The sequence below is a fragment of the Curtobacterium oceanosedimentum genome (assembly GCF_020297365.1).
Classification (GTDB): Bacteria; Actinomycetota; Actinomycetes; order Actinomycetales; family Microbacteriaceae; genus Curtobacterium.
The window spans coordinates 102,923-128,735 of record NZ_JAIXIG010000004.1 but is presented as its reverse complement, the minus strand read 5'-3'; the positions used below and the strand labels follow the sequence as shown (position 1 = coordinate 128,735).

The following is a 25,813-nucleotide window of genomic DNA, read 5'->3' as shown; positions in this document are numbered from 1 at the left end:
ATCAGCTCGAGCCCGGCCGACCCCCAAAGGGCCGTTTGACGGTGCAGGCCGTGGCGCACGAGCATGGGCGCATGTCGAGCCTCCAGACCCTCCGGGCCACCGCCCACCCGATCCGGCTCCGCCTGCTGTCGCTGGTGACGAGCACCGCGATGAGCGCCGCCGAGGCCGCACGGGAGCTCGGTCTATCGCAGGCCACCGCGAGCTACCACCTGCGCGTGCTCGAACGGGCCGGGTTGGTCGCCGTGGTCGAGGTCGTCCGGCTCCGTGGCGGCGAGGCGAAGCGGTACCGGCACGAGTCGTCGGCGCTGCGGTTCGACGTCGGAGCACAGACGGCGGCCGACACCGGCGACGTCTCCGTCGAGGACCAGCTCGTGTACGTCGAGGCCCTGGCCGAGGAACTCCGACGCCGATCGGAGCAGCGGACGACCGGCCCCGGCGTCTCGACGGACGCCGAGCTGTGGGTGCACCCCGAGACGTGGCGCCGCGTGGTGCACCACGTCGGCCAGGCCTCCGCCCTGCTCCACGCAGCCGCGCAGCGCCCCCGCACTCCGGGCACCGGACCGGTGTCGATGACGGTCTCGATGTTCCCGATGCGGCGACCATGAGCACGTCGACCCGCAGCGTGCTCCGCCACGCGCCGTTCCGCTGGCTGCTCGCGGCCCGCACGGTGAGCATCGTCGGCAACGCCGTCGCGCCCATCGCCCTGGCGTTCGCCATACTCGACCTGACCGGCTCCCCCGTCGACCTCGGACTCGTCGTCGCGGCACGGTCGGTCGCGAACGTCGCCGTCCTGCTGTTCGGCGGGGTGATCGCCGACCGTCTCCCCCGCGACGTGGTGCTCGTCGCGACGTCGATCGGCGCCGCGCTGACGCAGGCCGCCGTCGCAGCCCTCGTGTTGACCGGCACCGCCACGATCCCGTTGCTCGTCGTCCTGAGCGTGCTGAACGGTGCGGTCGCCGCGGTCAGCCTGCCGACCACGGCGGCCATGGTGCCCGAGACCGTGCCCGACAGCCTGCTCCGACCAGCCAACGCCGTCATCCGGCTGGGCGTCAACGGCGGCACGATCGTCGGCGCGTCCGCCGGTGCCGGCCTGGTCGCGGTCGTCGGGGCGGGCTGGGGGCTGGCCGTCGACGCGCTCGGCTTCGCCGTCGCCGCCGCCCTCTACGCCGGGATCCGGCTGCCGCGCCGACCCGCGGCCCCCGGCGGCACCCGTCCGTCGGTGGTCGCGGACATCCGGGAGGGATGGGTCGAGTTCTCGGGACGCCGCTGGGTGTGGACGGTGGTCGCCCAGTTCGCGGTGCTCAACGCCGCCTTCGTCGGCGCGACGACGGTGCTGGGTCCGGTCGTGGCCGACGACTCGTTCGGGCGGGCGGCCTGGGGGCTGGTCGTCGCCGCGCAGACGGTCGGCCTCGCCCTCGGTGCCCTGGTCGCGCTGCGGTGGCGGCCCCGGCACGCGCTCGGGATCGGCGTCGCCGGGATGGCGGTCGCGGCGCTCCCCGTCCTCGCGCTCGGGATCGCACCGGCACTGCCGACGCTCCTGGTGGCGTTCGCGCTCGGCGGGGTCGCGATCGAGCTCTTCGCCGTGGCGTGGGACCACGCCCTGCAGTCGAACGTGCCCCGATCGGTGCTGTCGCGGGTCTACTCGTACGACATGGTGGGGTCCTTCGTCGCGGTCCCCCTCGGCGAGGCCGTGGTCGGGCCGGTGTCCCACGCGGTCGGGACCCCGACGACACTGGTCGGCTGCGCCGTCGTGATCGTGGTCGCGACGGCGGCCGCGGCGTGCACGCGGAGCGTCCGACGGGTCACGACGGACGCACCGGTGCGGGGCTGAGCGATCGCTCTGCGGTCGCCGCCGCTCCGGCCGTCGCCGTTCAGCTGAGCTGCCGGATCATCTCGATCTCGCGCTGCGCAGGGTCGAGCACGTACGGCTCGGTCGTCCCCGTCGGCTCGTAGCCACGGCGGGCGTAGAAGGCCCGCGCGCGCTGGTTGTCCTCGTGCACGTGCAACCGCAGCGACGAGGCCCGCTCCGCCGCCCACGCCTCGACCGCGTCGAGCAGGGAATCCGCGACACCGGCCGCCCGACCGCGGTGCGACGGGGCGACGTACACCCCGACGAGGACCGGTCCGGTGCGGGCATCCGGCACGTAGGCACCCATCGTGGCGACCCACCGACCGTCGGCGTCGACCGCTGCGAGCGACGTGCCCGCGGTGCCCTGGCCGCGTCGGCCCCGCGCCCGCCACTCGTGCTCGTCGAGGGTCTCGGCGTCGGCGAGGTGCTCGGCGTAGGCGATCGGTGTGTCCCGGAGCATCTCGAGCCGGAGCGCCCGCACCGCTTCCCAGTCGTCTGCCGTGGTCGGTCGGATCATCAGTCCCCGCATCGTCCGAGCCTAGGGCGTCAGAACTTCTCGCGATCCGTTCCAATCCATCTGGCGGAGGGTGCCGAATCACCTGCAACGACCGGGAAACACCCGGAGCGCTCACCAGCCGCACATCGCTGGTTCTCCACCCTGCACCAGGGTGTGTTCGGCGCGCACCCAGCAGCCGCGCCGAGCGCGACAACCGTAAAGGACTGATCACGATGCGTAAGAGCCTCAAGACCTCCATCACCCTCGCCACCACCGGCGCCCTCGTCCTCGGCGGCGCCGCGTTCGGGATCTCCTCCGCCCAGGCCTCGACCCCGAACGTGCAGACGGTGTCCTCGTCCGAGTCGAAGATCCCCGCCCCCGTCGCCTCCGTCCCCGAGGTCCTCGGCGGCTCCACCGCCGTCAAGCTCGACTCCGGCTTCACCGACGCCCTCACCGCCCTCAAGCTCACCCCGGGCGTCTCGGGAGACGCGACCCTCGAGGACGGCTCCGTGTCATTCCCGATCACCTCCGGCTCGGTCACCTACTGGTCCCCGGACGGCGACTACCGCCCCTACGTGCAGGGCCTGCTCAACCACGACGACTCCGGCCTGACCCTCAAGGCCGGCGACACCACCGTCACCCTCGAGAACTTCGTCGTCAACCCCGGCTCCTCGAAGCTCTACGGCGACGTCCTCGTCAACGGCAAGGTCGCAGCCCCGAACGCGTTCCTGTTCGAGCTGCACGGCGGCACCCTCAAGCCCCTCCAGCTCGAGGGCGACAACGCCATCCTGACCGGCACCACCGTCCACATCTCCGAAGACGCCGCCGGCCTGCTGAACCAGACCTTCAAGACCGACGCCGTCAAGCGCGGCCTGCTCGTCGGCACCGCCACCATCACCGCGCAGATCAAGTAACACCCCCGCACCACCCCAGTCGGCCCGGATCACGCGAACACGTGGCCCGGGCCGACTCACGTGCTCCCGACACCGCCGGCCCCGTCGACACGGGGGTGGCCGACACCCCACGGGCACCGACGGGCGTGCACTGTCGCCCGGCGGAACGTGACGGACGGGAGGCACGGCGCCAGCCCGCACCGCACCTCCAGACCACAGCGCCTCCCGACCACCCTGACGGACGCGCAGACGACGGCCAACGGGCACATCTGGGGCGTGGCGAACTCCTCGACCTCTGAGACCCTCGGCAGTCGGGCAAGCGACGGGCGGGATGTGGGACGGGAACGATCCATGCCGGAACCATGCGTGCGGCCACAGCGAGCGCTCCGGGCCACCGTCCGAGGACGTGAACCCGTACGATCTACGGGAACCTCGTGGACCAGCACGACAAGGTTGCTCGGATCGAAGAGAACCAGGACGTCCTCGACGACCTCGTGGAGGAGATCTTCCCGTGACCAGACACCCGGCCGTCTCATCCGCCATCGGGGCGATCATCGCCCTCGCACTGACCGCGTGCGCTGGAGGGCAACCTATGACGGCAACACCGACGGCCTCATCGGGTTCCGATCAAGCGGACGCCCGCGCTGCGGCCGAGGAGCGCGCGGGTGCTGTGCAACGAACGATCGCCGACACGTTCGACGCCGAGAAGGTCTCGTCTGCGATGAATCGGAAGTGGGTACTGCTCGCATGTCCTGATTCAGAAGTGCAGTCTGCCGGCGGCATCACCCTGCGGCTGACGGAGTCGGAAACAGTGGATCCCGCATACGGCAGAATCCGGTCCGAGTTCTCGGCGGATCCCTCGTTCACTGCCGAGACCAACCGGACCGGCAGGGGCCTCGAACGGCTCGCGCTCAGCCGTGGCACCGGCGAGCGGTACCTGGTCACTGTCGACAACGAGTCGCTGACCGTCCGGATCGCCTCGTTCTCGCCCTGCTACCGGGGCTCCTTGTCCGATCGTTGAGCACACCGATGCACGGCACCGATCCCCATCGCGCTTCCAGACCACCGCACCGATCCCTCCTCAGGCCTGCCGCGTGGGCGCGACCGCTGCTAGGTTGATCGCGGGCCACGGGGGGGGTGACCGATGGGGGATCTGCAGGTCGACACGTCCACGCTCGATGCGCTGACGCATGCCTTGACGCCCGTGCCGCAGGCCGTCCGGCTGGACCGAGCCTTCAGCGATCCGCGGGAGGACGCGCTCGGCTCCGCCGAGGTCGCGGCCGCACTGGGGTCGGCGGGCTCCACCGTGTCAGACCGCGCCGAGGTGCTCGCCCAGTCGCTCACTGCGATCGGGCAGTACCCGTCGGAGGTGGCGGCGCAGATCTCCGCGGTCGAGGACGACCTCGCGGGTCGGTCTGGGGGACGTTGATGTCCTGGACGACGACCGACCCCGGCGCGGGCGACACCGCCGCGATCGCCGCCCTGGCGACCGCACGACGGACCAAGGCCGACGACCTGCGAGACGTCGAGCGGGCCCTGCGTGGCATCGCGAGCGATGGTCAGAGCGCCGACTGGAAGGGTCGCGCCAAGGAACCCTTCATGTCGAACATCGGCGACTTCAGCGCCGACACGATGATGCTCCGGACGGCACTCGACGAGCAGGCGGCCGCGCTGGAGCAGTACGCCAAGGACCTCGAAGCCGTCCAGCAGGAGCAGCAGCGTCTGGAGACCGCCCGCGCCGCGGCTGCTCAGGCGCTCGCGTCAGCGCAGTCGGCGTCCGAGTCGGCCCAGGAGGACGTGCGCTCCGCCTCGCAGGACGAGGACGCGACGGCGCAGGACCGCGCTGAACGGCAGTCCTCCGCGAACCAGGCCGGTGACCAGCTCGCTCGAGCAGTCGCGACGACGCGGTCCCTCGACATGGAGTGGGACGCCCTGGTCGAACAGCGTCGCTCGGCCGACCGGAAGTGTTCCGGATCCCTCGCCGAGCGGCAGGCGAACGGGCTCCCTCGCAAGCTCACCGCCTCCGACATCGCGAGCGCCACCCCGTTGACGTTGCTCGCCCTGTTCCAGGGTATGAGCGCCGACGAGGCCGCGGCGTTCCTGCGGGCACATCCCGACGTCGTCGAGTCGATCCAGCAGGCCGACCCGGGTGCGGTGCGCGCCTGGTGGCAGTCCGTGGGGAACGGCGACGACGCGACCCTGTCCCCAGAGCAGCAGGCGCTGATCGCAGCGGTTCCGTCTGTGATCGGCGGACTGAACGGTCTACCGCCCGCGGCACGCGTCGCGGCCAACAAGAACCTGGCCGGGAACCGCCTGTCGACCGTCCAGTCCCGCCTCCAGGCGCTCCGGCTCGCACAGGCGTGGTCGGAACAGCTGACCGGCCGGACCGACAAGAAGACCCAGGACGAGATCGACCGATTGGCCGTCGAAGAGGAGTACCTGCTCCGGGTCACGGCCGATCCCCCGAAGACCCAGCTGTACCTGTACGACCCCGACGACCACCGCATCATCGAGATGATCGGCACTCCCTCGCCGGACACGAAGCACGTGATCACGTACGTGCCAGGGACCTTCAGCAACCTCGATTCGTTCTACAGTGGCGGCGTCCAACAGGTCGGCAAGTGGTTGCACCAGCAGTCACCCGACGACACGGTCGTCTTCGTGGCGAAGGACGGCGTCTTCCCCGGCGAGGAGACGCCCGGACCGGCCGGGGTCGCTGAGGCGAACGACCCGGAATTCGCGCTCGCGCCCGCCGAACGACTCCGGCAGTTGTCGGCGGGACTCGACGTCGACCCGAACCTCGCGAACGCCCAGCGGACCGCCATCGGACACAGCTGGGGTCTGGCGAACATCACCACGTCCGAGACCCTCGGCACCCAGTACGGGCAGGTCACGTCGTTGTCCGGGGCCGGGATGCCCCCGACCTGGCAACCGAACCAGCTGACGACCTACACCGACCACTCGTACGTCGACATCCTGCAGGTCGCGCAGGGCACCCGACAGGTCTGGGACGGCAACAATCCGCGATGGAACCCGGCGTTCGGGCACGATGCGTACTACGGTCCTGCACCCGAGGACGTGAACCCGTACGATTTCGGGAACCTGATGGACCAGCACAACAAGGTCGCACGCATCGAGGGCAACCGTGCCGTGCTCGACCAACTCGCCGAGGAGATCTTCGAGTGACCACACGCTCCACCTGGACCGTCGCGGCCCTCGTGACGACGCTCACACTGTCCATCACTGCATGCGCTGGAGGACCATCCATGACGGAACCATCGGAACCGGCCGTGACCAGGACGGCGTCCCGGGTCGCTGCCGAGCAGCGCACGACCGAGATCCAGGACCGCGTCGTCGCCGCTCTGCCCGACGGTGCGGTCGCCGACGAGCGCACGATCGACTGGACGTTGCTCGCCTGCTCGGAGACCGAGGTGTCGGCCGCGGGCGGTGTCGCGATCACGCTCGCCCGTGAGATCGACGTCGATGCGACCTACGAGGCCATCACGGCCGCGGTCCAGGACGACGGGTACACGGCGGCGACGGACACGACCCGCAAGGGCGCGAAGCGGCTGACGGTCACCGGGGTGGACGACGACCAGTACCTCGTCACGATCTACAACGACACGAAGAAGATCCGGTTGTCGTCGTTCTCGCAGTGCTTCCCCGGGTCGTTGAACGACGACTGAGCCCGTCCCACGCGCCCGGGTCTCGGCTCGACGGACACCGTTCGCCCGCAGGCGCGCGGAGTCTGTCCGCGGGCGCGAGTTTCGGTCTCGACGCCGGGAACGCGACGGACGGCGACGAACGACGCCCCGACCGATGCGGTCGGGGCGTCGTTCGTCGTCCGCGTCAGCGGATGACCGAGATGGTGTTGGCCTGGGGCCCCTTCTTGCCGGGGCCGACCTCGTACTGCACGTGGTCGTCCCGGGCGAGCGGCCGGGCGTCGGTCGTCTCGACGATGCTCGAGAAGTGCGCGAACAGGTCCGCGGACCCGTCATCGGGGTGGATGAACCCGTAGCCCTTGGCGTGGTCGAACCACTTCACGGTGCCGGTGGGCAAGATCGCCAACACGACGTCAGTGGATGCGCAGCTGCGCGACCATCGGGCAGGCGAACGGGTCGCGGGCGGCGAGCCCCACCCGGTTGAGGTACCGGACGACGATGCCGTAGGAACGGAGCAGCGTGGTCTCGGTGTAGGGCACGTCGAGGGTGTCGCAGTGGTCGCGGACGAGCAGGCGGGCCTGCTTGAGCGCCGGCCGCGGCATCGACGGGAACAGGTGGTGCTCGACCTGGTAGTTCAGGCCGCCCATCAGGAACGAGACCCACCAGCCACCGCGGATGTTGCGCGAGGTGCGCACCTGGCGCGAGAAGAAGTCGACCTTGGCGTCGTGCGCGATGGTCGGCATGCCCTTGTGGTTCGGGGCGAACGAGGCGCCCATCATCACACCGAACACGGCGAGCTGCACGCCGAGGAACGCGCAGGCCATGCCGAAGGGCAGGAACCAGAACACGACGGTCAGGTAGATGGCGAAGCGGGCCACGAGCAGGCCGCCCTCGATCCAGCGGTGCTTGACGTCGGCCTTGGTGCCGTTGCCGGTGATCACGGAGACCACGGCGTAGCGGTGCAGGTTGATGCCCTCGAGGGTCAGGAGCGGGAAGAACAGCCAGCCCTGGAACCGCATGAACGTGCGCATCAGGGGGCCACGGACCGCGGCGGCGTCCTCCGGCAGGAACCGGATGCCGTCCGGCGAGATGTCCGGGTCCTTGCCGACGGTGTTCGGGTTGCCGTGGTGGCGGGTGTGCTTGTTCATCCACCACGAGTAGCTGAGGCCGACGAGGAACGTGCCGAGCCAGCGCCCGGCGTGGTCGTTCCACTTCTGCGACTCGAAGACCTGGCGGTGTGCCGCTTCGTGGGACAGGAACGCGAACTGGGTGAACAGCACGCCGAGGACGCCGGCGACGATGAGCTGGAACCACGAGTCGCCCAGGAAGGCGAACGCGACCCAGGCGAGGGCGAGGCTGCCGACGAGCGCGCTGAACAGCGCCCAGTAGAACCCGGTGCGACGGCGCAGCAGGCCGTTCTCCTTCACCTGCGCCAGGAGCGCGGAGTAGGTCGAGGTGCCCTTGCGGGGCCCCGTGGCGGGGCGGGTGCGGGTGAAACCCGCTGCGAGCGGAGTGGTGGTGGTCATGAGGACCGACCTTCTTGACGGACCGACCCTTCAGCCGGTTCGAGAGAGTTCACGCGATTGCGCTTGGGGCGACCCTAGGTGCCGAACATGCGTGTTGACCGTGCTGTCCGGAACACGTCGTGAGCCGCCCGGTCAGCCGACGTCCTGCCGCGCCCCGGCTCCGGCCCCGTCTCCGTCCTCGTCCTCGTCCTCGTCCCTCGTGGCGCGCAGCGTCTGCGCCGGGTACTCCCCGAACCGCTGCAGGTACGTGCCCGAGAAGCGGCCGAGGTGGCGGAACCCCCACCGGACCGCGATCTCGCTCACGCTCGCCTCGCGTCGGTCGGCGGCGAGCAGCGCCGCGTGCACCCGGTCGAGCCGGACCTGCTGCAGGTACGCCATCGGTGACGTGCCGCGTGTCCGGACGAACGCCGTCTGCAGCGTGCGGGGGCTCACGCCGACGGCGTCGCAGACGTCGGCGAGGGTCAGGGCGAGCGCGCAGTGCTCCTCGAGGTAGGCCTCGGCCAGCTCGACCGTGGAGGGCCGGGCCGACCGGCCGACCGTCCCGGGTCGGCGGACACCGAAGGTCCCGACCACCGCCTCGACCAGGGCCCACTGGACCGTGGCCCGGGTCTCGACGGTCGTCGTGTCGCTGCCCGAGGCCACGGCGACCGCCTCGACGGCGCGGCGCAACGCCGGCGTCCCGGACTCGTCGGGTCCCGCTCCGCTCTCCGGGAGCACGGTGCGGCCGCCGGAGGAGCCGTCGCGCAGGACCCGCTCGACGAGCGCGCGGTCGATGCTGAGGAGTTGCAGGGTGCCGGGTGGGACCTGCACGGTGAACGGCCCCGCGGTCGGCAGCAGGGCGGGAGTCCCCGGTCGGGTCTCCAGCACCGTGCCGTCGTCGGCCTCCACCCGCACTCCGCCCGCGGCGGACCAGGCCACCACGACTCGGCCGGCCGGCCGGAACAGCCCGGAGAAGCCGGTCGACACCGACACCGTGACCAGGCTCACGGGGCCGTCGCGGCGCGTGCGGTAGCGGAACCGGAACGGTCGGCGCGACGCATCGACGACGACGTCGCTGCCGTGTCCGGCACGGGCGAGCACCCGTTCCGCGAAGGCCCGGTCGGTACCGGAGCGTTCCGTGCGACCCCGCATGCGGTCGATGCGGACGAAGACGGTACGCGCCGTGTCGGGGCCGTGGACGGCGGTCAGCACGATGGTCCGGCGGGGCGCGTGTGCCGGTCCGGGCGCGAGGAGGTCGGAGCTTCCATCGGGTCCCCTGGTCCTCCCGGTCACGCGGCTTCCGGTCCCGCGCACCGGTCGACGGCGGCGGCTGACGCGCTCAGTATGCGCACGTGGCGGCCCCCGCGACAGGGGTTGACTCCACTCCGGGGAACCCCGATGATCGCGCGCGTGCGCTCGCGCTCGGCCTTCCGGCTACGGTGAGCGGATGGGCAAGGTCACGCTGCAGGACGTCGCTGCACACGCCGGCGTGTCGATGAAGACCGTGTCCAACGTCGTGCGCGGCTACCGACACGTCAGCGACGCCATGCGCCTGCGGGTGCAGACCGCGGTCGACGAGCTCGGGTACCGCCCCAACGTCTCCGGCCGATCACTCGCGACGGGCCGGTCGAACATGCTCGCCTTCGCGTTCCCGGACCTGCGACGGCCCTACTTCGCCGAGCTCGCCCACGTGTTCTCACGGGTCTGCTCGGACCGCGGCTACCAGCTGCTGCTCGAGGAGACCGGCGGCGACCCGGACGGTGAGCGCTCCGCGGTGCGGGGACGCGAGGCCGGCGTGGTCGACGGCGTGGTGATCCACCCCCAGGTGCTCACCCCCGAGGCCATCGACCGCATCCGTGGCGACACCGCCGTGGTGTTCCTGGGCGAGGACCAGCGGCCCGCGCACGCCGACCAGGTGGTCATCGACAACGCGGCGGCCGCGGCCGGAGCGGTCGCGCACCTGGTGGCGCTCGGTCGTCGCCGCATCGGCTTCTTCGGCCACGAGACCGGGCCGTCGTCGCGCACGTCCGGACTCCGGCTGGACGGGTACCGCGCCGGGCTCGCCGCCGCCGGGCTGCCGATCGACGACGACCTGCTCGTCCCGCGCGCGGTCGGTGACGCCGCGGGTGCCGAGACCGCCTTCGGTGCGGCGCTCGACGCCGGGCTGCGGGTCGACGGCCTGCTCTGCCGTGACGACCTCGCCGCTCTCGGTGCCCTGCGCGCCATGCGACTCCGCGGACTCGACGCACCGCGGGACGTCGCGATCGTCGGGTGGGACGCCATGGGTCTCGGTGCGAGTCTGGTGCCGAGCCTGACCTCGGTCGCGCCGGACACGGTCGCCCTGGCCGGGACGGCGCTCGACCTGCTGGTGGAGCGGATGGACGGCTCCGACGTGCCCGGCCGTCTGGTCACGGTCGGGCACCGCCTGGTCGTCGGCGAGAGCGCGCCGCACGCGGACGGCACGTCCGACCGGGCGGCGCACCAGGGCGCCTGACGACGGACAGGAGGCCCGTGGCGATGCCGCCACGGTCCTCCCGTCCGCTGTGTGACCGGGCCCGGGTCAGGGCGGGCCCGGTCACGGACCGACGTCCGCAGACCCGACTGCGGACGTCAGCGGCCCGAGGGCGTCGACTCCCCCGGGTGCACGCTGCCGAGCAGTTCGACGACGACGTCCCGCACGGCGTCGGGCAGACCGACCGTGCCGAGCTCGACGATGCGGTCGGCGCGCGGCAGGTCCTTCGCCACGATCTCCCACGCCTCGAGCTTCTCCGGGTTGCCGGCCTGCGCGCCCTCGAGCGCCCGCCGGACGGCGTCCCGAGCGTCCACGCCCACGACCGGCGGCCCGGCGAGTGCGAGGACCGCCCCGTCGACCGTGTCGACCGACAGGTCGACCGAGAACCGGTCGGCGGTCCGGGTCGACGTCTGCTGTCCGTCCGCCGGCGCGGCGAGGAACGTGACCCGCCACTCGCGACGTGCGGGCACGACGTCGAGGGCACCGGTGGTCGCGTGCACCCGGAACTCGGCGAGCTCGGGATCCCAGCTCAGGCGGGTCCGGGCGGTCCGGCTGCCCTCGCCCTCACGGTCCTCGACCAGGGTGAGGTCTCCCGGCGCGTCCGGGGCGACGAGGACCTCGAACGCGGTCGGGTTCGCGGTGGCGTCGAGCTGGTCCTCGGCGGCGAGCGGCAGGATCCCGCCGGCGCGCAGCAGGACCGGGACGGTGTCGAGCGTCCGGTGCAGGTCGACGAAGCGGTCGCCGGCGTACACCGTGCCGGTGAAGACGTCGGTCCAGGTGCCCGGCGGCAGCCAGGCCCGGGCCACGCCGTGCCGGGATGCGGGGTCGCGCGGTGCGACGATCGGGGCGACGAGCAGCTCGGAGCCGAACGCGTAGGTGTTCGGGGCGCGGTAGGCCTCGTCGCGGCGAGGTTCCAGGTGGTACAGCGGACGCACCAGGGCGGTCCCGTCGGCCGTGCCGTGGTTCATCGTGTGCAGGTACGGCACCAGGCGGTGACGGAAGCGGAGCGCCTCCCCCATCGCGGCGCGGGCCTCGGCCGGGAACACCCACGGTTCCTTGCGGATGAAGGGGTTGTTCGCCGAGTGCAGGCGCATGATCGGCGAGAACACCCCGAACTGCACCCAGCGCGTGGCGAGCTCGTCGTCGCGGACCCCTCGGGTGTGACCGCCGATGTCGTGGCTCCACCAGGGGTAGCCGATGTTCGCGGCGGTGGCGGTGAACTCGGGCTGGAACGCCAGCGACGCCCACGAGACGACGGCGTCGCCGGAGAACCCGACGGCGTACCGGTGGCTGCCGGGGCCGGCGTAGCGCGAGAAGGTCATGCCGTCGACGGGGGCGGCGGCTGCGGTCGCGTCGGCGGTCGCGGCCGAGGCTGCGTCGGCGGGCGCGTCCGAGCCCGCGTCGCCGGACGCCGTGTCCCGCGCCGAGTCGAGCAGGTGGAAGTGGTTGAGCAGCCAGAGCGGGTCGACCCCGGGCAGCCCGGTCTCGCGGCCCTGCTGCCAGTCGATCCACCAGAAGTCGACGCCCTGCTCCTCGAGCGGGCGGTGCAGCTGCTCGAAGTAGGCCTGCAGGAACCGCCGGTCCGTCGGGTCGAACGGGATCGGCTGCTCGGTATCGGGGTCGACGCCCATCGCCCGTGCCACAGCGGGGTAGGCGTCCTCGAACGCCCGCACGCCGTCGGCCGGGTGCAGGTTCAGCGTCGTGCGCATGCCCCGGCGGTGCAGCTCGCCCAGGAACGCCGACGGGTCCGGGAACAGCGACGGCTCCCACGAGTAGCCGGTCCAGCCGTTGCCGAAGCGCGGTGGGACCGAGTCGACCCGGTGCCAGTCCATGTCGATCACGGCAACCGAGAACGGCAGGTGTTCGTCGGCGAAGCGGTCCAGCAGCTCGAGGTACGAGGTGTCGCTGTACGGGTGGTACCGGCTCCACCAGTTGCCGAGCGCCCACCGCGGCATGCGCGACGGTGCCCCGGAGACCGCGTGGTAGGCCCGGAGCGCGTCGCCGTAGTCGCGGCCGTACGCGAACACCGTCACGTCACGGCGACCGGGCACGCGGGTGCCGATCCAGCCGTCGTCGGCGAACAGGAACGACTCGCTGTCGTCGAGCGCGGTGATCCCGTCGCGGGCCAGGATCCCCGGCTCGAGCGGCATCCGGCCGTCGACGTCGTCGAGGGTGCGGCCGGTGCCGCCGAGGTCGCGCGGCTCCTGCCCCCAGCGCCAGCGGTTCGCGTCGGGCCCGATCGTCTCGACGACCAGGCCGCTCGGGCTGAACGGACGGCCGTCGTAGCGCAGTCGTGCCCGCTCGGTGGTGACCAGGACGCCGGTGCCGACCGGCTCGACGGTGAACGTCGGCACGGGCAGTCGGCGGCGCATCGCGAAGGTCGACGCGCGGTCCTCGAACCCGCCGTCGTCGCTCCACTCGACCCGGAAGGCGCCGGCGTCGAGCACGGTGATGCGCCAGTGGTCGCCGGTGACGACGGCCGCTGGGTCGGCGACCGGGTCGGACCCCGGGAACGGCCGGATGGTGGGAAGGCTGGTGTCGGTGGTGCTGCTCACGTGGTGCCTCTCAGCTCTTGACCGCGCCCTGCGTCACGCCGCTGATGACCCAGCGCTGCGCGAACAGGTAGACGATGATCGTCGGCGCCATCGCCATGAGGTACGAGGCGAAGGCGACGTTGTAGTTCGTGCCGAACTGGCTCTGGAAGATGTTCTGCACGACGGGCAGCGTCTGCAGGCCCGGGTCCGCGGTGATGAGCGACGGCATCATGAAGTCGTTCCACGACGCCAGGAACGCGAAGATGCCCACCGTGGCGTTCATCGGGCCGAGCAGCGGCAGGATGATCCGCCAGAAGATCTGCCACGTCGAGGCCCCGTCGATGCGGGCGCTCTCCTCGAGCTCGACCGGGATCGACCGGAGGTACGCCGAGTAGAGCAGCACGCTGAACGACAGTTGGAACATGGCGTGCAGGATCCCGACACCGACCGGGTTGTCGAGCCCGATCTCGGCGGTCAGCTTGATCTGCGGCAGCGCCACCACGGGGAACGGCAGGAACATCGCCGCGAGCAGGTACACGAACGACCACCGGAAGAACCGCTTGTGCCAGTTCCGGACGATCGCGTACGAGGCGAACGAGCTGAGCAGCAGCGTCGCGACCACGGTGAGCGCCGCGACGCCGAGCGACACCGAGAACGACACCGGGAAGCGCGTGAGCTGCCAGGCCTCGGCGAACGAGCCGGGGTTGAACGGGAACGGCAGCGACAGCGCGTTGCCGTCGACGGACTGCTCGCTCGTCTTGAACGCCATCGAGAGCGTGACGTACAGCGGGATCAGCACGGTCAGCGACGCGAGGCCGAGCAGGACGGTCAGGGTCCAGTTGGTGCCGCCGAGGCGACGACGGTGGCCACGGCCGGAGCGTCCGGCGCCGCCGGTGGTCACCGCACGGGTGTCGGTGGGTGGGCGGGAGTCGATGGCGGTCATGCGAGTCGCAGGTTCCTTCCGCGGGTCGCCGCGAGCTGCAGCACGGAGATGAGGACGGTGATGATGAAGAAGACGGTCGCGTTGGCCATCTGGTAGGCGTAGTCGCCACCGGTGAAGCCGCCGAAGATCGTCATCGCGACGCTGCTGGTCGCGCTGCCCGGTCCGCCGTTCGTCAGACCGACGATGACGTCGTAGGCGCCGAGGTAGCCCTTCACGCCGAGCACGGTGTTGATCACGATGAAGCCGCCGAGCAGCGGCAGCGTGATCGCGCGCAGCTGCTTCCATCCGGTCGCGCCGTCGAGCGAACTGGCCTCGTACAGCTCCTCGGGGATCGAGGTGAGTCCCGCGGTGTAGATGAGCAACGCGCCGGGCACCGTCTGCCAGGCGGACACGATGACGATCGCGAGCCAGGCGAGGTTCGGGTCGCCGAGGATGCTCTGCTCGAGGGGGCCGAAGCCGACGCTCGTCGCCAGGGCCGGCACGGTGTTCGAGAACAGGAAGTTGAACACGTAGGCGACGATGATCCCGGAGATCACCATCGGGATGACGAACACCGACCGCAGACCGGCGGCGAACCGGATGCGCTTGGCGAGCGCGATCGCCAGGGTCAGCGCGATCACCTGCGTCACGATGACGGTGACGACGGCGAATCCGAGCGTGAACCCGTAGGACGCCACGATCGCCGGGTCGGACACGAGCGCCGTGTAGTTCTCGATGCCGAGGAAGTTCCACTGCCCGAACCCGAGGTAGTCGGTGAAGCTGTAGAAGACGCCGACGCAGGCGGGCGCGACGACGAAGGCCGTGAACAGCACGAGGGCCGGCACGAGGAACAGGTAGTACATGCCCTCCGTGCGCCGGAGGGACCCGGCACGGCGGTGCGTGCGGGCGGCCGCGGTCGCCGGCCCGGAACGCTGCGGGTCGGTGTCGCGGGAGAGCGGGGTCTGCATGGTCATGGGGAGTGCTCCTGTCCTGGTCCGGCTCAGACCGTGGCCGACCGGCCGGCGAGCCGACGCCAGTCCGCGTCGAGCCGCCGCAGCATCGAGGTGAAGTCCCCGCTCCGGATCGCCGACTGCAGGTAGTTGCCGAGCGGGATCGAGGTCGGGATGAACGTGCCGGCGCCCTGGTAGAACGCGGCGTCGTCGACGTACTGCTGCAGTCCGGCGAGGCGCTCGTCCTGCTGCGGGGGTGCGTCCTTGGTGGGCGAGTACGCCAGGTTGTCGCGGTTGTAGGCGTCGATGACCTCGGGCTGCATGAGGAACTCGACGAGCTCCTTCGCCTCGTCCGGGTGCTCGGACGCCGTCGGGATCCAGAGGCCGAGGTCGATGTTGACCCGGGCCTTGCGGTCGGCCGGGTCGTTCGACACCGGCAGCGCGAACGTGCCGACGGGCAGCTCCTCGTCGACGAGGGCGATCTGGCCGAGCGCCCACGGGCCCTGCAGGTACATCGCGGCCTCGCCCTTGCCGAACGCCAGGTTGCCGTCGGCGTAGGCGCGGGTGGCGTGGTCCGGGTTGAAGAACGACGAGATGGTCTTCGCGCGCTCCATCGGCACGGCGAAGTCCTGCTCGAACGACACCTCGGAGTCGGGGCCGACGTCGGTGCCGAGCGCCTTCATCTTGCGGAAGAACGACCCGGTGTCGACGAGGCTGCCCACCGAGTAGTCGAACAGGCCCTGCCAGAGGGTCCACGTGTCGCGGTCGGTCGCGTAGATCGGGGTGATGCCGGCCTTCTGCAGGGTGCGGCAGACCTCGACGAAGTCGTCCCACGTGGTCGGCACCGGCAGGTCGTGGTCGGCGAAGATCCGCTTGTTGTAGATCACGCCGGCCGCGGCGAGCGAGTACGGCAGCACGCTCGTGCGGCCCTCGAACGTGGCGTACTGGTTGGTCAGGGTGTCGATGTCCGGTCGGACCCGCGCTGCCGACGGCAGGTCGCTCAGGTCGCTGAGCACGCCGCGCGAGATGTACCGCGCGAGCTCGAGGTTGTCGTTGAAGCACCCGACGTCGGCCGGTTCGCCGCGCACGAACTGCGGGGCGATCGCCGCCGTGCTGTCGTGCACGACCGACATGCCGGCGTGCTCGCCCTCGAACCGTCGCAGCAGCTCGTCGAAGTACGCGATGACCTCCTGCTTCTGCTCGTAGAAGCGGAGCGTCGTGGTGCCACCGGCGGCCCGACCCGGTGTCGCGCACCCGGCGAGCGCCATCGTGCCGAGTGCGATGCCACCGGCCGCGCCCGCGAGGAACCCCCGCCGGCTCAGCGCGGCCTGGAGTGTTGCGGTCCTGCTTCCCACCATCGGGTCTCTCCCTCGTTGCGCGTCGTCGCGCAGGTTCTTGTTTACAGCGCTGTAAAGCCAGAGTCAACGTTGTAATCGCAGCCGACGGTGATCCGGTGCGCCCCGCGGACGGGAGGCACGGGGCGGCGTCGACCCGCGCCTCCCGCCCGTCAGGTGGTCGGCGACGCGCCCGTGGGACGCCGGCGGATCCCCTCCACAGCGCACCTGTCCGGACACACAGCTTCGACTCCGGGCACCATGGCGGGCATGGCAAGCACCACTCCTCCCCTGCCCGGACCCGTGACCACGACACCCCAGTTGCGGCGGTGGGTGTTCTGGCCCGCCGCCGTCATCGTGCTGGGGTTCGTGGCCTTCACCCTGATCTCGCCCTCGACCGCCGAGGCACTGTTCCTCGGGCTGCAGGACGGCATCGTCGAGAACTTCAGCTGGTACTACGTGCTCATCGCCGCGTTCTTCGTCGGCTTCTCGTTGTTCGTCGGCTTCAGCCGGTTCGGTGACATCAAGCTCGGCAAGGACCAGGACGAGCCCGAGTTCTCGACCGGCTCGTGGTTCTCGCTGCTCTTCGCCGCCGGCATGGGCATCGGCCTCGTCTTCTACGGGGTGTCCGAGCCGCTCAGCCACTTCGCCTCACCGCGGCCCGGTGTCACCGGCACCGAGAAGGAGCTCGCGCAGCAGGCCCTGACCCAGACGTTCCTGCACTGGGGCCTGCACGCCTGGGCCATCTACGTGGTGCTCGGACTCGCCCTGGCGTACGCGATCCACCGTCGTGGACGCCCGGTCTCCATCCGCTGGGCCCTCGAGCCCCTGCTCGGCAACCGCGTGCGCGGCGGCTGGGGCAACCTGATCGACGTCATCGCCCTGGTCGGCACCCTGTTCGGTGTCGCGACCTCCCTCGGCCTCGGCGTGATCCAGATCGGCGCCGGGCTCGAGAGCGCCGGCATCGCCGACAGCGGGATCGTCAGCCAGATCGCCATCATCGCGGTCATCACGGCGGTCACGATCGTCTCGCTCGTGACCGGCGTCGCCAAGGGCATGAAGATCCTGTCGAACTTCAACCTGCTGCTCGCCGCGGCGCTGCTGCTGTTCGTGCTCATCGTCGGCCCGACCCAGTTCCTGCTGCGCGACTTCGTGCAGTCGATCGGCTCCTACCTGCAGAACGTCGTCGGCCTGTCGTTCAACGTCACCGCCCAGCAGGGCGCCGAGGGCGAGGCCTGGCAGGGCGCCTGGACCACGTTCTACTGGGGCTGGTGGATGTCGTGGGCGCCGTTCGTCGGGGTCTTCATCGCGCGCATCTCCAAGGGCCGCACCGTCCGGCAGTTCGTCTTCGGCGTCCTGCTCGTGCCGACCGCACTCACGTTCCTGTGGTTCGCCGTCCTGGGCGGCACCGCGATCCACCGCCAGACCGACGGCTCGGGCGGCCTGATCGGCTCGGACGGCACGGTCGACATCGAGGGGTCGCTGTTCGGCCTGCTCGGCGACCTGCCCGCCGGCATGGTGCTGACCTACGGCGCGATCCTGCTCATCGGTGTGTTCTTCGTGACCTCGTCGGACTCCGGTGCGCTCGTGATGGCGATGATCGCGTCGGGTGGCGACATCGAGCCGAAGAACTGGCTGCGGGTCTTCTTCGCCGGGGTCGCGGCGCTGCTCGCGGTCGCGCTGCTCGTCAGCGGTGGCCTGAACGCGCTGAAGACGGCGGCGATCACCACCGCGCTGCCGTTCAGCGTCGTGCTGCTGTTGACGTGCTGGTCGACGATCATCGCCTTCACCCGCGAACGGCGTGCGTACGACAAGGCCGAGCGCGAGGTCCTGCTCGAGCACGTCGGCGCCTACTACGGGCTCGAGGTCGAGGCACCGAACGAGCGTGGACCGCGCAGCGGGTTCGCCCGGCCCTGGTCGGCCGTGCGCAACCGGGTGCGGGGCGGCCGGCAGACGACCGCGCCGACCGTGCAGGCGTCGGCGATCGACGACTTCCCGGTCCGGACCGAGGCGGTCTCGCCCGACCCCGCGATGGACAGCAGCCTGGACGCACGTCCGGCAGCGGACAGCGGCACGCCCGAGCGCCCGGAGCGCTGACGACGGCCGCGACCGGCGGCCGGTCCCCGCGGACCGGTGCCGGCCGTCGACGTGACCGATGACGGACGGGAGGCACGGTGCCGGCTGGCACCCTGCCTCCCGTCCGTCATCCGTCAGGTCCCGGTCCGTGCCGACGCGACCTCGAGGGTCACGACCACCGCCGCCACGGCGAGCGCGGTGACCGGCAGCGACACCGCCGGTACCGCGATCGACGCGAGGACCACGATCGTCAGGACCACCACCACGGCGTTGGCCCGGCCCGACAGCGACGGCCGGATCGCGAGCGCCCAGATCGACAGCACGAACACGGCGACCGGCACCGCGACGGTCGCGGCGACCGAGGCGGACGACAGCTCGACGTGTCCGGCGTCGGCGCTGACCGCGACCTCGATGCCGGCCGGCAGGGCACCGGCGGCCGCGAACACGACGGAGTGCCCGTAGCCGAAGACGAGCGCGGTGGGCAGCGAGCGGATGTGCGCGTGCTGCTCGCGGGAGAAGTAGATCCACCACATCCCGACGGTGATGACGAGTCCGCAGCCCGCGAGTGCCAGCAGTGCCCCGAGGTGCTCGGTGTCGGCGAGGGCGTCGATCACCGCGCCGGCCGAGGCCACCAGTCCCTCGCCCAGGACGATGAGGGTGAACAGCGAGAACCGCTCGGCCAGGTGCCGGGTGTGCCACGGCGCGGTGCCCGTCGTGGTCTGCGCCCAGACCGGCACGAGCAGCTCACCGAGCACGAGGAACGGCGCGGAGTACGCCCAGACGTCGTCGGGCAGGGCGAGCGAGACCACCCAGAGCACCTGGACCACGGTGATGCCGACGGCGTGCCGGAGGGCGGTGCGCCGGTGGCGGCTCGTCGAGGCCGCAGCGCGGACCCACTGCCCGACGAGCGCCAGCCGCATGACGACGTAGCCGGTGATGCCGATCGTGAAGTCGTTCTCGACCATGGCCGCGTGCACCCCGGCGGCGAGCACGAGCACCCCGGCCATCTGCACGAACGTCATCACGCGGTAGAGCCAGTCGTCGGTGTCGAACGACGTGGCGAACCACGTGAAGTTCATCCACGCCCACCAGATCGAGAAGAACACCAGCCCGTAGGACAGGACGGCGGAGGTGACGTGTCCCTCGACCTCGATCTCGTGCAGGTTCGTCGCGGCGAAGCCCACCGCCACCACGAACACCAGGTCGAACAGCAGCTCCAGGGGGCTGGCGGCACGGTGCCGCTGGTCGGGGTCGCGTGGCACCATCCGGCGCAGTCCGATCGTCGGCACGGCCACCACCGTAGGACCCAGCGGGGCGGCACGCCAACGCGGTGACCCCGACTGCTGACGGCGCGCGCGACGCTGCCGATCAGTCCGAGTGCAGGCCCCGCACCACCTGACCCAGCCGACCGCGGCCGACCTCGTCGCGTCCGGCCGAACCCCTCCGACAAGGAGTCCCCGGTGACCGCACCGCGTCCCGCCGTCCGAAGCCGATCGTTCCGCGCAGCGGCCCTCGCCGCCATCGCCGGCGCACTGACCGCCGCCACGCTGCTGGCCGTCGCCGTCACGCCGGCGACCGCCGCGACCGACGACGCGCCGCGTTCGCCGGCCGATGGGCCGGCCGCCGCCGGTTCCGCTGCCGCCGGTTCCGCCGCCGCCGGTTCCGCCGCCGCCGGTTCCGCCGCCGCCGGTTCCGCTGCCGCCGTCGAGCAGCCGGGAGGCCCGTCCCGCGCCCGCCCCGCTGCCGACGGCGTACGGGTGGGTGACGGCTCGTACGCACCGACACCGCCCGACGAGATCACCGACATCGCGGACGTGCGGAAGACGCTGGACCAGAAGCTGTACATCGACCCCTCGCGGGCCGGCGAGCCCGTCCCGACGAACCAGTGGTGGACCGACCTGCTCGTCAGCAGGTACTCCGGCGACATGTGGGCGTACCCGTTCGTGTCGTCGAACAGCGCGGCCGGCACGAAGGTCTCGATCCCCACGCGCTGGAACGACGACGGCACCGCCATGCGGCTCGAAGCGCCGGTGACGGTGGGCGGGACCGTCGAGCCGACCCCGGACGCGAGCGACCGGGTCCTCGCCGACTTCGAGGACGGCCTGCCCGACGGCTGGACCGCGACCGGCGACGCCTTCACGGCCACCGCGACCGGCACGGCGTCCGGACAGAGCGCGGTGTCCGGGTGGCTCGGCGGACGCTTCCTCAACTCGTTCACCGACGAGGACGGCGACGGCGCGACCGGCACGCTCACCTCGCCGACCTTCACCATCGACCGGTCCACCCTGGCGTTCCTGGTGGGCGGCGGTCGGCACCCCGACCACGAGGCCGTGCAGCTCGTGGTCGACGGCGAGGTCGTCGCCAGCAGCACCGGGCGCGACGGCGAACAGCTGCGCTGGGACAGCTGGGACGTCTCCGGGTACCAGGGCCGGGCCGCGCAGCTGCGGATCGTCGACGACCTGCGCGCCGGGTGGGCGCACGTGCTGGTCGACCAGGTGCTGCTGACCGACGCGCCGGACGGCGTGGCCGAGCGCTTCTCGACGACGTTCTCCGCGAAGCAGGCCGACGCGCTGCGCTGGGGCGACTGGAACGTCAGCTGGCGGATGCCGCAGGACGGTCCCGGCGGCCAGTACATGGACGTGACGAGCGTGCAGGGTTCGCCCTACGAGTGGTTCGAGTTCCACGGCATGACCCCGCGCCTGACCCTGCAGGACGGCGCCGAGATCACCGACGGCGACGGGCGGGCGATCGACCTGCCGGCCACGACGGACCGGTTCGAGATCCGCCAGGACGGCCACGTGTTCGGCGTCCACGCGCCGGACCGGACCACCTTCACCCGGGTCGGGAACGTGCTCGAGGCGTCCGCGGACACCCCGTACCTGGTGCTGAGCGCCGTGCCCGAGGACGGGCTGACGCTCGACGACCTGCACCGCACGGCCTTCGCCGTCCCCCGCGACACCACCATGACGTACTCGTACGACCCGGCCGCGGCCAACGTCCGCCAGCAGTGGTCGATCCGCACCGACCCACTGCAGGGCGACGACCACGACACCGTGCAGGGCTGGCTGCAGCACCAGTACGCCGACGCCACGACGAACCTGCGCTTCACCGGCGCCACGTACGCCACCCCGCGCGGCACCATGCGGACCACCGTCGGGCACGGCGGCTGGACGCTCGACTACCGGTTCACCGGCATCACCCCGATCGGCGCCACACCCGAGGCGGTCGGTGACTCCCCGTACTCCGACGACGTCATGCGCGAGTACCTGCACGACTACGCCGCGAAGACCACCTACGGCGGTGACACCTACTGGGGCGGCAAGGACGTCCTGCAGCTCGCCGAGTACATGACCATCGCGCGCGAGATCGGTGCCGACGAGGACGCCCGGACGCTGCAGGACACGCTCGAACGGGCCCTGACCGACTGGTACACCTACAGCGCCGGCGAGTCCGAGCACTTCTTCGCGATGTACCCGACGTGGAAGGCGCTCATCGGCTTCGCGGACTCGTACGGGTCGGCGCAGTTCAACGACAACCACTTCCACTACGGCTACTTCGCGGTCGCGACGGCCCTGCTCGGGCAGGTCGACCACGACTGGGCCGACCGGTACCAGGGCATGGCGACCATGGTCGCGAAGCAGTACGCGAACTGGGACCGCGACGACGACCGCTTCCCGCACATGCGCACCTTCGGGGTGTGGGAGGGCCGGTCGAACGCCGGCGGGGTGTCCTCGCCCGGTGGCAACAACCAGGAGTCGTCGTCCGAGGCGATCCAGTCCGAGGCGGGCCTGTTCCTGCTCGGCACCGTCCTCGGCGACGACGCGATGCAGGCGGCCGGAGCGGTGCAGTACGTCACCGAGCGTGCCGCCGTCCGCGACTACTGGCAGAACGTGCGCGGCAACCCCGCGTCGGCGTCGTACGACGGCAACGGCGCGTTCCCGGAGCAGTACGAGCACGGGCAGGCGGGGATCCTGTTCGACTCCGGGCAGGCCCACGCCACCTACTTCTCGGGCGACCCCGCGTGGATCTTCGGCATCCAGTGGATGCCGATCGCGCCGTGGTTCGACTACTTCGGCTGGGACCCCGGGTTCTCCGAGGCGCTGATGCGCGAGATGATGGCCGCCCGCCCACAGGTCCTGGGGCAGGCGGGCGTCACCGACGGCAACGTGGCACGCATCCAGATGCTCACGAAGAAGTGGTGGGGCGTCGGGACCTACGGCGACACCGAGATCACCCGCGACCGTCCGGCGGCGATCCGCGAGCTGCAGGACGCGATCCGGGCGGTCGAGACGAACCACCCCGGCTACGTCACGCGACGCACGGCGGACAACCCCCTGTACGACCGGGCGACCGACACGCTGTTCGTGCGCGTGTCCGACGACGGCCGGGTGGAGTTCCCGGACCGGTACTGGTCGCCCGACACCCTGCCCGCCGCCCTGGTGCCCGCCGAGCTCGACGGCCCCACCGCCGACCGGAGGCCCCAGGACTGGCCGACCCCGTCGCCGCTGATGCCGTTCCTGGTGGACGACTTCCGCGCCGACACCGACACGATCGACCGGCTGTACGGCGTCGACCTGACCGACCACACCCCTGGTGAGGACACCGAGCACGCGGCGGCGGTGTTCAGCGGCATGGGCGACGCCCTCGGCAACGTCGTCCTCGGGTTCCTCGGCCAGTACGACCCCGACACCTACGCCGACGTGCACGCGGCGCTGTGGGCAGCGGACGACCCGGCGGTGACCGGGCAGTCGATGGCCGGCATCGTGTACCACCAGGCGATGTCGAACCGGACCGTCGGCACCGAGGTCACGGACCGGCACACCTCCGCCCCGCTCAGCCAGGTGTTCGAGGCCGCCGACGGCACGATCAGCTACGTCGTCGCCAACCCCGACACCGTCCAGCACACCTACGACGTCTACGAGGGCGACGAGGTGATCGGGCAGATCGCGGTCCCCGCCCAGAGCCAGATCACGTCGCACCTCGACGCCCGGCTCACCGAGGTCGTGGTCAGCGCCGACGGCGACCCGAAGACGATCGTCCCGGGCGCCACGACGACGTTCACCGCGACCGGCTTCGACCAGTACGGCGCGACCGTCGACCTGCACGACGTCACGTGGTCGACCGACACCGGCACGATCAGCGACACCGGCGTGCACCGAGCGTCGGCCCGGGCCGAGCGCGCGACGGTCACCGCGACCGTCGGCGACGTCCGGGGCACGTACGCCTTCCGGGTCGCGCCGGCACCGGTCCTGACCGGCATCGACGTCGCGCCGGGCTTCGACCGGCTCGTGGTCGGGACGCCGCAGCGGTTCCGTGCCACCGGCCACGACCAGTACGGCGACCCGGCGGCCCTGCCCGCCGACCTGACCTGGTCGTACACGGGCGACGGGACCGCCGCAGCGGACGGGACCGTGACGACCACCGCCTCCGGCTCCGGCCACGTCGTCGTCACCGGCGGCGACGTCGAGGGCTCGGCGGTCGTGGCGTCCGTGACCGCACTGCCCGACGCGGCGTCCGGCGCCGACGTCGTCGCGACCACCACGGACGGCGGCAACACCGCCGCGAAGGCCGTGGACGGCGACCGCAGCACGCGCTGGGAGAGCGCGCACGGCGTCGACGACGTCGACTACACGATCGACCTCGGCCGGCAGACCGACGTCGACACCGTGCAGGTCGACTGGGAGAACGCGGCCGCGGCGCGCTGGGTGCTGCAGGTCCGGAACGCGGCGGACGAGCCGTGGCGTGACGTCCGCACCGTCGACAAGACGACGGCCGACGCCGACACGGTGCCCGTCGGCACGAGTGCGCGGTTCGTGCGGCTGCACATGACCGAGCGGCTCACCGGCTACGGCTACTCGATCTGGGAGGTCCGCGTGTCGGGCACGCCCTCGGCGTCGACCGTCGACGTGTCCGACGTGCTCGTCGGGCCCCGCGCCGCGACCGTCCGTCCGTCCGACGACCTGCGGTTGACGGCGTACGGGTTCGACGACGACGGGTACGGCGGCCGCCTCGACCCGGCTCGCGTCGCGTGGTCCGTCACGGGTGGCGGCAGTGTCGACGACGGCCTGGTCACCGCGCCGGCCGACGGCGGGGCGACCGCCACGGTCACCGCCACCGTGGGCGCGGCCTCGGGCCGGGCCACCGTCACCACGCTCGACGAGCCGACCGACGCCCCCGCCGCACCCGGCCCGTCCCGCGACGTGGCGGCCGGCAAGCCCGTCACCACGTCGTCCGACGAACGCGGCGACCTGTCCGGCGGCAACGCGGTGGACGGGGACGGCGGGACCCGGTGGTCGAGCGCCGCGCGTGACGGCGAGTGGCTGGCCGTCGACCTCGGGCAGGTCGTGCCGGTCGACCAGGTGCAGGTCGACTGGGAGGCGGCCTTCGCCGAGGCGTACCGGATCCAGGTCCGTGCCGACGCGGACGACCCCTGGCGCACGGTGACCGAGGAGCAGCACGGCACGGGTGGCGAGGTGTCCCACCGCCTGGACGACGTCACCGGTCGGTACGTCCGGCTGGTGGCCGACCGGCGGCACACGGACTTCGGCTCGTCGCTGTGGGACCTGCGCGTCTTCTCGACGCAGGGCGCTCCGACGCCGGACCTGGCCCGCCGTGCGACGGTGTCGTCCTCCGCGGACGAGTCCGCGAGCGTCCCGGCGCGCAACGCCGTCGACGGCGACCCGGGCTCCCGGTGGGCGAGCGGGCACACCGACGACCAGTGGCTGGCCGTCGACCTGGGCGCTCCGCACCGCCTGCACGGCGCGGTCATCCGGTGGGAGGACGCCTTCGGACGCGCCTACCGGATCGAGGGCCGGAACGCGGGCGACGACGGGTGGACGACGCTCGCTACCGAGACCGACGGCGACGGCGGGACCGACACGCTCGCCCTCGACGGGTCGTGGCGCTGGGTCCGGTTGCACGGTGTCGACCGCGCGACCCCCTACGGGTACTCGGTCCACGACCTCGAGATCCGGTAGCGACGGCGCTGCGGTCGCCGCGCGCGACGACGGACGGGAGGCCCGGTGCCAGCTGGCATCGGGCCTCCCGTCCGTCGCGGTGCGGGCCGGACGCTGCGTCGTT

19 protein-coding genes are annotated in these 25,813 nt (G+C 71.7%); 10 read left to right on the top strand and 9 right to left on the bottom strand.

Annotation, left to right across the window (positions count from 1 at the left end):
• Positions 1–71: 71 nt before the first annotated feature.
• Positions 72–605 (top strand): ArsR/SmtB family transcription factor, encoded by a 534-nt coding sequence (locus tag LEL83_RS03000; protein WP_225557702.1) that lies wholly within the window; start codon positions 72–74, stop codon positions 603–605.
• Positions 602–1,831, top strand: coding sequence for an MFS transporter (locus tag LEL83_RS02995; protein WP_225557701.1), 1,230 nt, complete (start codon positions 602–604; stop codon positions 1,829–1,831). The genes LEL83_RS03000 and LEL83_RS02995 overlap by 4 nt, the downstream gene beginning before the upstream one ends.
• Positions 1,832–1,871: 40 nt before the next feature.
• Here LEL83_RS02995 and LEL83_RS02990 read toward each other — a convergent pair whose 3' ends face one another.
• Complete coding sequence (locus tag LEL83_RS02990) at positions 1,872–2,366, bottom strand: GNAT family N-acetyltransferase (protein WP_263867111.1); 495 nt, start codon at positions 2,364–2,366, stop codon at positions 1,872–1,874.
• Between the two features lie 212 nt (positions 2,367–2,578).
• Here LEL83_RS02990 and LEL83_RS02985 point away from each other — a divergent pair, with 212 nt between their 5' ends.
• The 5 genes from LEL83_RS02985 to LEL83_RS02965 all read left to right on the top strand — a co-directional run bounded on the left by LEL83_RS02985 (position 2,579) and on the right by LEL83_RS02965 (position 6,924).
• On the top strand, positions 2,579–3,259 hold the full coding sequence (locus LEL83_RS02985) for a hypothetical protein (protein WP_198657756.1): 681 nt from the start codon (positions 2,579–2,581) through the stop codon (positions 3,257–3,259).
• A 490-nt stretch (positions 3,260–3,749) separates the two neighbouring features.
• Positions 3,750–4,259, top strand: a complete 510-nt coding sequence (locus LEL83_RS02980; RefSeq protein ID WP_225557699.1) for a hypothetical protein — start codon at positions 3,750–3,752, stop codon at positions 4,257–4,259.
• Positions 4,260–4,382: 123 nt separating this feature from the next.
• A complete protein-coding gene (locus tag LEL83_RS02975) occupies positions 4,383–4,667 on the top strand; it encodes a hypothetical protein (protein ID WP_225557698.1) in 285 nt (94 codons plus the stop codon).
• Positions 4,667–6,424 (top strand): hypothetical protein, encoded by a 1,758-nt coding sequence (locus tag LEL83_RS02970; protein WP_225557697.1) that lies wholly within the window; start codon positions 4,667–4,669, stop codon positions 6,422–6,424. The genes LEL83_RS02975 and LEL83_RS02970 overlap by 1 nt, the downstream gene beginning before the upstream one ends.
• An 80-nt stretch (positions 6,425–6,504) precedes the next feature.
• Positions 6,505–6,924, top strand: coding sequence for a hypothetical protein (locus LEL83_RS02965; RefSeq protein WP_225557696.1), 420 nt, complete (start codon positions 6,505–6,507; stop codon positions 6,922–6,924).
• A 163-nt stretch (positions 6,925–7,087) separates the two neighbouring features.
• On the opposite strand, the gene LEL83_RS02960 is transcribed toward LEL83_RS02965, so the two are convergent.
• The 3 genes from LEL83_RS02960 to LEL83_RS02950 form a co-directional block, all read right to left on the bottom strand.
• Positions 7,088–7,306: a cold-shock protein gene (locus LEL83_RS02960; protein WP_308009852.1), complete on the bottom strand. Its 219-nt coding sequence runs from the start codon at positions 7,304–7,306 to the stop codon at positions 7,088–7,090.
• Between the two features lie 7 nt (positions 7,307–7,313).
• Complete coding sequence (locus LEL83_RS02955; protein ID WP_198658173.1) at positions 7,314–8,426, bottom strand: fatty acid desaturase family protein; 1,113 nt, start codon at positions 8,424–8,426, stop codon at positions 7,314–7,316.
• 132 nt (positions 8,427–8,558) lie between these two features.
• Positions 8,559–9,557: an AraC family transcriptional regulator gene (locus LEL83_RS02950; RefSeq protein WP_225557695.1), complete on the bottom strand. Its 999-nt coding sequence runs from the start codon at positions 9,555–9,557 to the stop codon at positions 8,559–8,561.
• A 295-nt stretch (positions 9,558–9,852) separates the two neighbouring features.
• On the opposite strand from LEL83_RS02950, the gene LEL83_RS02945 reads away from it, so the two are divergent.
• Positions 9,853–10,899 (top strand): LacI family DNA-binding transcriptional regulator, encoded by a 1,047-nt coding sequence (locus LEL83_RS02945; protein WP_225557694.1) that lies wholly within the window; start codon positions 9,853–9,855, stop codon positions 10,897–10,899.
• A 116-nt stretch (positions 10,900–11,015) separates the two neighbouring features.
• Here LEL83_RS02945 and LEL83_RS02940 read toward each other — a convergent pair whose 3' ends face one another.
• From LEL83_RS02940 to LEL83_RS02925, 4 genes are read right to left on the bottom strand one after another with little or no spacing between them, the layout of a single operon-like run.
• Positions 11,016–13,472, bottom strand: coding sequence for a TIM-barrel domain-containing protein (locus LEL83_RS02940; RefSeq protein WP_225557693.1), 2,457 nt, complete (start codon positions 13,470–13,472; stop codon positions 11,016–11,018).
• 10 nt (positions 13,473–13,482) lie between these two features.
• A complete protein-coding gene (locus LEL83_RS02935; protein WP_225557692.1) occupies positions 13,483–14,394 on the bottom strand; it encodes a carbohydrate ABC transporter permease in 912 nt (303 codons plus the stop codon).
• A complete protein-coding gene (locus tag LEL83_RS02930) occupies positions 14,391–15,347 on the bottom strand; it encodes a carbohydrate ABC transporter permease (RefSeq protein ID WP_198658169.1) in 957 nt (318 codons plus the stop codon). The genes LEL83_RS02935 and LEL83_RS02930 overlap by 4 nt, the downstream gene beginning before the upstream one ends.
• 26 nt (positions 15,348–15,373) lie before the next feature.
• Entirely contained in the window at positions 15,374–16,681 is a 1,308-nt protein-coding gene (locus LEL83_RS02925) for an ABC transporter substrate-binding protein (RefSeq protein ID WP_225557691.1), read from the bottom strand.
• Between the two features lie 246 nt (positions 16,682–16,927).
• Here LEL83_RS02925 and LEL83_RS02920 point away from each other — a divergent pair, with 246 nt between their 5' ends.
• Positions 16,928–18,754, top strand: a complete 1,827-nt coding sequence (locus LEL83_RS02920) for a BCCT family transporter (protein ID WP_225557690.1) — start codon at positions 16,928–16,930, stop codon at positions 18,752–18,754.
• A gap of 113 nt (positions 18,755–18,867) precedes the next feature.
• Here the strand turns inward: LEL83_RS02920 and LEL83_RS02915 are convergent, their stop codons facing one another.
• On the bottom strand, positions 18,868–20,022 hold the full coding sequence (locus LEL83_RS02915; RefSeq protein WP_225557689.1) for a low temperature requirement protein A: 1,155 nt from the start codon (positions 20,020–20,022) through the stop codon (positions 18,868–18,870).
• 171 nt (positions 20,023–20,193) lie between these two features.
• Here LEL83_RS02915 and LEL83_RS02910 point away from each other — a divergent pair, with 171 nt between their 5' ends.
• Positions 20,194–25,710, top strand: a complete 5,517-nt coding sequence (locus LEL83_RS02910) for a discoidin domain-containing protein (RefSeq protein WP_225557688.1) — start codon at positions 20,194–20,196, stop codon at positions 25,708–25,710.
• The last annotated feature ends 103 nt before the right edge of the window (positions 25,711–25,813 follow it).